The 8,874-nt window shown below is 45.8% G+C and carries 11 protein-coding genes and 1 pseudogene; 5 read left to right on the forward strand and 7 right to left on the reverse strand.

Translation table 11 applies throughout. The features are described from left to right. A pseudogene (locus tag MGMO_RS17675) lies at positions 1-804 on the forward strand (anti-phage dCTP deaminase); the annotation flags it as partial. A 328-nt stretch (positions 805-1,132) separates the two neighbouring features. Here MGMO_RS17675 and MGMO_RS17680 read toward each other — a convergent pair. From MGMO_RS17680 to MGMO_RS17700, 5 genes are all read right to left on the reverse strand, one after another. Further along, positions 1,133-1,924, reverse strand: a complete 792-nt coding sequence (locus MGMO_RS17680) for a bestrophin-like domain (RefSeq protein ID WP_023496452.1) — start codon at positions 1,922-1,924, stop codon at positions 1,133-1,135. A gap of 228 nt (positions 1,925-2,152) precedes the next feature. Next, complete coding sequence (locus tag MGMO_RS17685; protein WP_023496453.1) at positions 2,153-2,518, reverse strand: type II toxin-antitoxin system VapC family toxin; 366 nt, start codon at positions 2,516-2,518, stop codon at positions 2,153-2,155. After that, a complete protein-coding gene (locus tag MGMO_RS17690; protein WP_023496454.1) occupies positions 2,512-2,724 on the reverse strand; it encodes a ribbon-helix-helix domain-containing protein in 213 nt (70 codons plus the stop codon). Before MGMO_RS17690 ends, MGMO_RS17685 begins: the two co-directional genes overlap by 7 nt. A 178-nt stretch (positions 2,725-2,902) precedes the next feature. Beyond that, positions 2,903-3,307: a type II toxin-antitoxin system VapC family toxin gene (gene vapC, locus MGMO_RS17695; RefSeq protein WP_023496455.1), complete on the reverse strand. Its 405-nt coding sequence runs from the start codon at positions 3,305-3,307 to the stop codon at positions 2,903-2,905. Continuing rightward, a complete protein-coding gene (locus MGMO_RS17700) occupies positions 3,294-3,506 on the reverse strand; it encodes a type II toxin-antitoxin system VapB family antitoxin (RefSeq protein WP_023496456.1) in 213 nt (70 codons plus the stop codon). Before MGMO_RS17700 ends, vapC begins: the two co-directional genes overlap by 14 nt. An 80-nt stretch (positions 3,507-3,586) precedes the next feature. On the opposite strand from MGMO_RS17700, the gene MGMO_RS17705 reads away from it, so the two are divergent. Further along, entirely contained in the window at positions 3,587-4,657 is a 1,071-nt protein-coding gene (locus tag MGMO_RS17705; protein WP_023496457.1) for a PA0069 family radical SAM protein, read from the forward strand. A gap of 98 nt (positions 4,658-4,755) precedes the next feature. After that, complete coding sequence (locus MGMO_RS17710; RefSeq protein ID WP_023496458.1) at positions 4,756-5,520, forward strand: exodeoxyribonuclease III; 765 nt, start codon at positions 4,756-4,758, stop codon at positions 5,518-5,520. Between the two features lie 121 nt (positions 5,521-5,641). On the opposite strand, the gene MGMO_RS17715 is transcribed toward MGMO_RS17710, so the two are convergent. Continuing rightward, a complete protein-coding gene (locus MGMO_RS17715; protein WP_023496459.1) occupies positions 5,642-6,148 on the reverse strand; it encodes a DUF1993 domain-containing protein in 507 nt (168 codons plus the stop codon). 160 nt (positions 6,149-6,308) lie between these two features. On the opposite strand from MGMO_RS17715, the gene MGMO_RS17720 reads away from it, so the two are divergent. Then, a complete protein-coding gene (locus MGMO_RS17720) occupies positions 6,309-6,725 on the forward strand; it encodes a hypothetical protein (RefSeq protein WP_023496460.1) in 417 nt (138 codons plus the stop codon). A 233-nt stretch (positions 6,726-6,958) separates the two neighbouring features. Here MGMO_RS17720 and MGMO_RS17725 read toward each other — a convergent pair whose 3' ends face one another. Then, entirely contained in the window at positions 6,959-8,428 is a 1,470-nt protein-coding gene (locus MGMO_RS17725) for a hypothetical protein (protein ID WP_023496461.1), read from the reverse strand. A gap of 209 nt (positions 8,429-8,637) precedes the next feature. On the opposite strand from MGMO_RS17725, the gene MGMO_RS20745 reads away from it, so the two are divergent. Beyond that, positions 8,638-8,874: hypothetical protein (locus MGMO_RS20745; RefSeq protein ID WP_235557323.1), on the forward strand; the 237-nt coding region annotated here is incomplete at its 3' end.

Raw genomic sequence — 8,874 nt, forward strand, 5'->3', positions numbered from 1 at the left:
CACCCAGGGCTTGTAACACCTACCAATCATGAACGTACTATGCAATTAGCGTATACATCAAAGCTCAATTCTGGATGCATTTCAAGACAAGTTGGTGCGGTAGTAACTGATAGTTTTTTTTCAATAAAAGCGGTTGGTTGGAATAACACTCCTGAAGGGCAAGTACCTTGCTTGTTAAGAAAAGCGAATTATTTGATGAAAGGACAAGATAAAGAATCCTTCAGTAGCTTTGAATTAAACGATAAAGAATTTAGAGATGAAATTCAAAATACCCTTATTCAAAACAATAGCGTAGAAACATTAAAAAAACTTAATGGAAGACATCTGTCTTTTTGTTTCAAAGATGCAAAAAATTGTTTAGATTCAAAAGGTAATCAAGTCCATTCTCGATCACTTCATGCCGAAGAAAATGCTTTTCTTCAAATATCAAAATACGGTGGCCAACCTTTAATGGGAGGTTATTTATTTACTACAGCTAGTCCTTGTGAGTTATGCTCTAAAAAAGCTTATCAACTAGGTATAAAAGAAATTTATTATATTGATCCTTACCCCGGTATTGCCGAGAAACAAATTCTTGAAAGCGGAAAAAATAGACCAAAGCTATCACTTTTTAGCGGTGCAATTGGTATGGCCTACCATAATTTGTATCAACCTATTCTCCCTTACAAAGACGAATTAAAAATGCTACTTGGATATAAGTGGCCTGATAAGAAAAACGAAGAAATTGAAAAACTGAATGAAGAAATAGAAAAATTAAAAAGCGAAAACAAAAACCTTAAAAAACAACAATTACCATCTAGTTAGGCTGAAAGTTTCACGTATGTTGGTAATTTTGTATCTCGTATATTGGGCATATTTTAGGTTGGAGCTGACGTGGAAGCCCAACAAACCATCACAAAACTCTAACTTAAATCCACTGTTTTTGGTTTAACGGTACGCCTTGGCTGATGGTTACAAAATCGCTGTCATCATGGATTAATAATAGCCGGTTCTCCAAGGCAAGCTGGGCGATGCAGCCCACGTAGCTCCGATTAGCGATGGCGTAATCGGAGGGATGCCATCAACAAAATTCATGCGTACGATTACGCTATCGCTAATCGTATCTACGGCTCTGGGGCAAATAATTCGAGAATTACTCCTTCATCACACTGTCTATCACCAGTTGATATGGTTGTGGGCTCACACTGAATTCGCCTCGAAATGGGTTATCCATGGCGGCAATCAAAAATATAAGCGAGCCCAACAACCCACCACATAGCACATTAACGACAATATCGAGTTTTTTGTTAGCAATTACCAATAACCAAGTCAGGCAAATCACTACAAAAGCACCCACAAACAACACCAGCCATATCGCGGCAGGCAAACCCTCCTGCACAATGTTAACGCGCTCACGGCGCATATCACTTAACTTATTATTTTGATGAATAATTTCTGAAAACATAATTTTATCTTTTTCTGTTTCAAATTTATAGTTGATTAATGCATGCTCAAAACGATTGACGATTTTGCTGGTACCAGTGGGCACAATACCTGCTTGTTGGTCTTTCCACCCTTCGCCTACCATGTAATAGGCATAATCTTTTAAGATAATTTTAAGCTCATTTTTTTCAGCGCCATCAAGCAAATTTACATCACGATACAATCCGCTTAGTGCTGTTGCTTCTTGCGAAACAGCGGTCTCTGCTTGCTGAAAATTTTCAAATGTAGCGACGGAAATCAAGCCCAAGGTAATGCCATAAAACAAACCGCTCACCGCTAAAAAATTGCCTATCACCTCATTGTGCGCAACCGTCAATCCCATCAATTTTTCAAAAAATTGCCGAAATAAAAATGCACCAAGCAGCGAAAAACCAATGAAAAAAACTAAGCAAAAAATTAAAAACTGCCAGTTCGGTAAATCATAAATCCAATAAAAATCCATGTGCACCTCGGGATATTTTTAATTATATTGCAAGTCCAAAAACCCAGTTCCACAAATCCAGCGCTGACGTACGATACACTGCAACTTTCGTCAATTGTACTTGAGCCGGCTTTTCTTACAACTTGCTTTGGTAAATAATTTTGCAATATTCACGATTTTTTATCCCGTATGTTGAGCATTTTGTAGGTTGGCGCTGACGCCAGGAAGCCCAACACCCCTATTTTTTGGTTACAATTGATAAGGCACTCTTACCCCTGGCTCATCCTGGGAAAAATCCTTCGTATTACGTGTAACGAGTATGCGTTTATTGGCTTGCGCGGTCGCCCATACGATAGCATCGGGCAGTTTAATGTTATGTTTTTTCCTTAGTTTTACGGCTGCTTCGCTAACCTGTTCTTCTATAGGCAAGATATCGAACGTGTTTAAAAACGCCCTGATGATTACTTCTGTTTCCGGTGTTGCGCCTACCATGACTTCCATCCAGGTAATGACGCAAATGGCTTTGTCGCGATAACGCTCCAGTTCGGTTTTAGCTTGTGCCACGCCATTGAGGTAGTCGATTAGTATATTGGTATCGAACAGAGCACTTACCATTCAGCCCGCACCTGTTCTTGATAAGCCAAGCCATCGACCTTATGGTCTTTCCAAAGCCCGAATGCATCATCTGATTGCGGTTTTTTCTTTTCAAGATAATAAGCAATCGCCTCTCTAATGACTTCGGCACGGGACACTTTTTCAGCTTGGCTTATGGCTGTTAGTGCTTTAATCTGTTTTTCTGGAATGTCGACTAAGGTACGCATGGCTTTCCCCATATTGAATATATGATATGCATAGTATATATCATATCTAAATCGGTTCAATGTAATGAATCTTTACATGCGGGAAAGAACCTTTACCCTTCATCATAATTACCTTATCACGCATATTGGGCATATTGTAGGTTGGCGCTGACGTTAGGAAGGCTAACAACCTTCCTTATCACTTCAGCATAGCCCATTGTTTTTGTTTTAACGGTACGACTTGGCTGATCGTTATAAAATCACGGTCATCGTGTATCAACAATAAGCGGTTCTCTAAGGCAAGCTGGGCAATGCAGCAATCGATTGGGCTACGCACAGTGAGACCTTGCTTCCGCAAGTTGTAATAGATTCTGGCCGCTGCTGCCCAAGTGGTCGGTTGCATTTCGATATAATCCTGGCCTTCAAGATATTCGCTTAATAAGCCCCATTCGAGCTCGTCCCGGCAGCCTTGCAATAATTCCAATTGTTGGAAGCGGGTTAAGACGATGTCTTGTTCGCCAATGAATTCATAAAACCGTTGGCTATATTGTTGGGTTTTATCCCGTAAAACATTGATCCAGATTGAGGTATCAATCAGTATCATGCCGCAACTCGCGCAGTTGCTTATGATCGTAATCATCGGCAAACTGGATTTTACCGGCAAGGTCGAACAAGTTCTTCTTGCGGCGTGAGCGAATCAATTCCCGCAGTGCCAAATCGATCAATTCGCGTTTCGTGCGTACACCCGTTAATGTGGTCGCTTCGTACACCAGCTTTTCATCTAAAACAATGTTGGTTCTCATGGTAGTCTCCTATACACATTGATAGGTGTATAATACACGAAAATTTATAGGAACTGTGATTCACTCTCTGAATAAGTGCTATGCCACCACATATCAAAAAAGGCCGGGGTGCATTAAGTAATCAGACCGGTCGCTTTGAACAATTAACAAAAGAAGATCTCGACGACGGCTGGGATGACCCCGATAAATATCCGGCGAAAGTCCCCACCCAGTTATTCGTCGATACGGCTAAGACCGTTATTACTTATAACCAATCGCCCGATGTACCTTTTGACCGCTCCATAAATCCCTATCGGGGTTGCGAACACGGGTGCGTTTACTGTTTTGCACGCCCTAGCCATGCCTATTTGGGTTTGTCGCCCGGTCTCGATTTCGAAACTAAGCTGTTTTACAAACCGAATGCGCCGGAATTGCTAAAGGCTGAACTGTCGGCAAAAAACTATCGCCCTGCGCCTGTCGCGCTCGGCATTAATACCGATGCCTATCAACCGGTGGAGCGACAATTAAAATTGACCCGGCGACTACTTGAGGTGCTGAATGATACGCACCATCCAACCTCGATTGTCACCAAATCGTCCTTAATCGAGCGCGACCTTGATTTATTGGCTGCGATGGCGAAGGACGGGCTCATCCATGTTTGCCTGTCGATTACCACCTTAAACCCGGATTTGACGCGTCGGTTAGAACCCCGTGCCACTACGCCGAAGCGGCGACTACAAACCCTGGCTACGTTGGCGGAAGCAGGCATTCCGGTGTCTGTGCTGGTTGCACCGTTAATCCCCATGCTGAACGATAGCGAACTGGAAACTATCTTGCAGCAATGTCGGGCGGCTGGTGCGCTCGATGCCGGTTATGTGCTGTTGCGTTTGCCGCATGAACTTAAGGACTTATTTACCGAATGGCTGCAAACCCATGAGCCGTTAAAAGCCGATCATGTGATGCACCGCATTTACGACTCGCGCGGCGGCAAAGCTTATGACTCGACTTTCGGTGTCCGGATGCGCGGTACAGGGCAATATGCCGACCTGCTTGCCCAGCGTTTCCATTTGGCTATGAAAAAACTGGCATTTCCTGGTTCTCCACCACTTAACAGTAGCCTATTCAGGTCGAAGCTAATATCTGGGCAACTGGATCTGTTTGATGGCGATTAAAAAACATGAATGGTTGAAGATTTGGCAAGTTAATTGATGGCTTAACCGTTAAAATGCCGGATAACAAATAACTTGAATGCTACTAAAGGAGTTATCGCATGAAAATCATTTCCTGGAATGTCAACGGCATCCGCGCGGTTCAAAACAAAGGCTTTGCCGAAACGCTGGCGCGCCTCGACGCCGACTACATCCTGTTGCAGGAAACCAAAGCGCAGGCGGAGCAAATCGACAAGGCTCTGGAAGGCATCGACCATTACCGTATTTATTCTAACTGCGCCGAACGTAAGGGCTATTCTGGCGTGACGATCCTGTCCCGGCAAGAACCGCTGCAAATTGTCCCCGATATTGGCATCGCCGAACATGACAAGGAAGGTCGGGTGATTGTCGCCGAGTTCGAGCAATTTTACCTGCTCGACGTGTATGTGCCGAACTCCGGCGAGGAATTGGTGCGGCTGGATTACCGCAAGACTTGGGATGCGGAATTTCTGGCCTATTGCCAGCAGTTGCAAAGCAAGAAACCGCTGATTGCTTGCGGCGATTTTAATGTAGCGCACCAGGAAATCGACATCGCCCGCCCCAAGCCGAATTACAACAAATCGGCAGGCTATACCCAAGTTGAAATCGATGGTTTCAGCCAGTTTCTGGATGCCGGTTTTGTCGATACATTTCGCCATAAGCACCCAGACACGGTTGCTTATAGCTGGTGGAGTTTTCGCGCCAATGCCCGTGCTAACAATATCGGGTGGCGTATCGATTATGTGTTGACCAGCAAAGTCTTGGCCGACAAGGTCAAGCAAGCCTTTATCCTACCCAATATTACCGGATCGGACCATTGCCCGGTCGGTATTGAAATTGATCTTTAAGCCCGACCGCGAACAGGTCATGAGTGTAATCCCTTGCCTCTTTATTTTTCTTGATTTAATCCGGCAACAACCCGCTTCATCGCTTAACCGTCTTGACTGCACGGTTATAAAAAACTCCTTGTCATTCATTATTCATGTAGTCTTTTTTACCCAATTCAACGCCATGATGCCTGAGTATGGCGTACGCCGTAGTGACGTGGAAATAGAAATGGGGGATGACCACATCCAGCAAATAAACCTGTGCCGTATAAACGACTTCTTTGTCATATAGCTTCATTGTGATGGGTAGATTGTAGCTGTTGTCTATCTGTTCGCTGTCAAAACCCTGCAGAAAAGCGATAGTCTTGGCGATTCGGGCCTGATAGTCTGCAAAAGTGGTTTCGTTATCTTCATAACGGGGTATTTCGACCCCGGCAAGGCGGGCAGCGCAAGCTTTCGCCATATCGGTGATTATCCGTATTTGTTGGCTTAGCGGGTACATGTCCGACGCCAAACGAGCTTGGACAAAAACGGATTCGTCGATATTTTTTGTTTCGCAATGGGCTTTGGCCTTATCGAGTATCAACGACAAATTGCCCAACATGAGGACAAAATGCGGAATCGAGGCTTCATACATGGAAATCGACATGTTTTACTCCATTTTGCCCATTCTGTTGTTAAGTAAGCATTCATTTTCAATTCGGTAGAATGTACACCAAAGCATAAGAAAAAAGAATGCGAGGAATCGTCAGCAACTTGTTCTGGGCTTCCCTTAGCAATAAAGACAACAATGAAACAGGAATAATGCCATGAAGAAAATAATTTATATACTCCACATAATTGCCGTTGCAGCCTTATTTTCTACCGCCGCGTTTGCAGACGATGACGACTGGGGTGGGGATGGCTATGGGTATCCCCGCTGTAATCGAAACGGCTGGGGCGGTTACCCGCAACAGCAAGTGAACAATTATTATCCCCAACCGCAGGCAAATTATTATTACCAGCAGCCCCCGGTTGCGTCCTATCAACCGCAACCGCAGTATTATCCGCCACAATCCCAGTACAACAATGGCGGTTATTACGACAACCGCTCCCACCAAGGTTTGGCAGGCAGCGTGGTAGGTAATGTGCTGGGCTATGAACTGGGCAACGGAAACCCGCTGGCTGCCGGCATTGGCGCAGTGGCCGGTTCACTATTAGGGAATGGTGCAGGTTGGCGTTACTAGGGCGTGCCAAGGCAAAGGTTTTTTAGGCCTGGTTTGGCTAAGCCTAAACCAGGCCTCACGGCTATCCAATGCCCTAAGCTTCATGGTTTGTCTTCATACCTTCCCTAATCTGCTGGTACTCGAAGCATCGTTACGCTAACCAAAGCAGGCAGGTAACAGCACTCATCATGCAAGACCAAAAATTAGCCCCGTCACTCACGGCGCGTAAAATCCGACCGACATAAACAAACCCTTCACTTGGCGTAACCCGGCAAAAAGCTAAAGTTTGATGCCTTATTGACGCTATCAGTCGCCACATTATGACAACCAATGCATGAGCCGGGCTTATCGGTGCTTGGCTTTCCGTTGACGATGATGGGATTGAGTTGCAGGTAAGTTTCCAACGTCGTGTTCGTCAAGTAGAACGGGGCAGCAAACGGCATGACCGGGCTTGGGAACTCCGTTGCATTGGCTTCGGCCCATTGCGCCCCAACCAGCATATAATTCGCCCAAGGCGTTCCGGCTAATGCCGCCTGGAATTGAGCGGTGACGTTTTTAGCGCTATCGTAAATATCCCAGCACCTTACAACCTGGGTGCCGTACTTGCCATCCATAAGATAAGTTTGGGCAAAGGGCGGTTTCTCTTGCCACAAATAATTGGCATTTTTAGCTTTGCTGGGGATTGCGGGAGGCTGGTTCGGCGTGCAACTTGCCCCATTGTTGGTACAGGACGGGGAAAAGAACGAATAGCTTGAACCGGGCGCCGTCGGTGCGGGACAGGCCTGTAATGGATCGTAACTGTTTTTTTGTGGTGCCGCATTTTGGTTCGATTGGCTCGGCGTGACACCCTGTGCGGTTGGGGCATTGGCATTATGCTCAAAAGTCGCCCACACCCAGAAATTGGAGAACGGCGGCGGGTTGGTAATTTTTTGCATAATGTGCATGCCGACCAAGCCAACCGTCACGTCCAGGCACATTTCTTTGCCCGTAACACTGTTTTGGGCGGGTACGACAACGGTGGCCGGTGAGGTAAAAAAATTACTATAAGACGCAGGGTCGGTCAAGATACGCCAAGCCGTCTTAAGCTCTATGGCGCCTTCGGACGTACCGAGACCGGTTGGAAAACTATAGCTCCCGGTAAATTTTTTCTGGCCTGCTGTTGTCAACAAACCATTTTTTTTAAGGTAATTGACTTCCACCGCCCCCATCCTGACATCGTAAATCACATAGTTGCCCGCTTGGTCAATTAAGGGCCACGGTGTCGTCGGCTCGATAAACGAATTAGTGGAAAATTTCGACGTGCGGAATAATACCAAGCCTTTTTTATTGGCGGCGCACGATTTAGTGTTAATGCCATTCCCTGGAAAAACTTGGTCAGGCGATTGAAAACCCTGCCATACCCTTGGGGCGCTGGGGGTTTTCCCGATCGGCCCAGGCAAAGGTTTGCCGCTACTGTCGGCAGGCCAATTCAAGGCGATGAACATCTGCCAACTGAACCAATCGAAATTGTCTTGGGCGACATTTGAAGACGGCGGAGTCGTATCGGTTTTCGGAAAATAGCCGGTTTGGATAGCCAAGTTAGGCAAATCCACCGGTAACGTCGAACAAAGCGTCGATTGGCCATTTACGCACAGTGCGTTTTGCGGATAGCCTTGGGCGTATAGTTCTCCAGGGAAATGGCTGAAAACCAGCAATAGCACCGTCAACCGTGTATATCTATTCATCGTATTGTCGCGTGTAATACTCCGCCTGTTGCGGAGGGGTAAGCGCTTCGGCGGCAAGACCGACCTGATACACGCATCTCCTCTTTATTGAATGGCTTACTTTATTGTTAAAGGAATGTTGGCTACAGAACTGCGGTAATGCGAACTAATACTAGCTGGTCATATCGATAGTTCAAGGGGAAACCGGGGGTTATAGATTCGGCCTTTTAATGTCTGAACCGTTCGTGCTGAGCCCTTCGACTAAGCTCAGGAGAGCCTTGTCGAAGCACACACCGCCTTTCGACAGGCTCAAGGCGAACGGAAACTTAAAACTTCACAAGGCCGAATCAATAGTATTGTGCTATGTTTCAATGCATACCTTGGGGTCGGTTTCGCCTAATTTGCTTCAAGCCAAAAATGACAATGGCGATAGTCCGCAATGGAGTAGACAGATATTGGCAATTCCT

The sequence above is a fragment of the Methyloglobulus morosus KoM1 genome (genome assembly GCF_000496735.2).
Classification (GTDB): Bacteria; Pseudomonadota; Gammaproteobacteria; order Methylococcales; family Methylomonadaceae; genus Methyloglobulus; species Methyloglobulus morosus.

What these genes read in the sequence shown, in the direction of transcription:
- MGMO_RS17715 (WP_023496459.1), bottom strand. Translation starts at nt 6,148, where the DNA reads ATGTCGATTTCCATGTATGAAGCCTCGATTCCGCATTTTGTCCTCATG.
- MGMO_RS17725 (WP_023496461.1), bottom strand. Translation starts at nt 8,428, where the DNA reads ATGAATAGATATACACGGTTGACGGTGCTATTGCTGGTTTTCAGCCAT.
- vapC (WP_023496455.1), bottom strand. Translation starts at nt 3,307, where the DNA reads ATGATACTGATTGATACCTCAATCTGGATCAATGTTTTACGGGATAAA.
- MGMO_RS17700 (WP_023496456.1), bottom strand. Translation starts at nt 3,506, where the DNA reads ATGAGAACCAACATTGTTTTAGATGAAAAGCTGGTGTACGAAGCGACC.
- MGMO_RS17690 (WP_023496454.1), bottom strand. Translation starts at nt 2,724, where the DNA reads ATGCGTACCTTAGTCGACATTCCAGAAAAACAGATTAAAGCACTAACA.
- MGMO_RS17685 (WP_023496453.1), bottom strand. Translation starts at nt 2,518, where the DNA reads ATGGTAAGTGCTCTGTTCGATACCAATATACTAATCGACTACCTCAAT.
- MGMO_RS17680 (WP_023496452.1), bottom strand. Translation starts at nt 1,924, where the DNA reads ATGGATTTTTATTGGATTTATGATTTACCGAACTGGCAGTTTTTAATT.
- MGMO_RS17705 (WP_023496457.1), top strand. Translation starts at nt 3,587, where the DNA reads ATGCCACCACATATCAAAAAAGGCCGGGGTGCATTAAGTAATCAGACC.
- MGMO_RS17710 (WP_023496458.1), top strand. Translation starts at nt 4,756, where the DNA reads ATGAAAATCATTTCCTGGAATGTCAACGGCATCCGCGCGGTTCAAAAC.
- MGMO_RS17720 (WP_023496460.1), top strand. Translation starts at nt 6,309, where the DNA reads ATGAAGAAAATAATTTATATACTCCACATAATTGCCGTTGCAGCCTTA.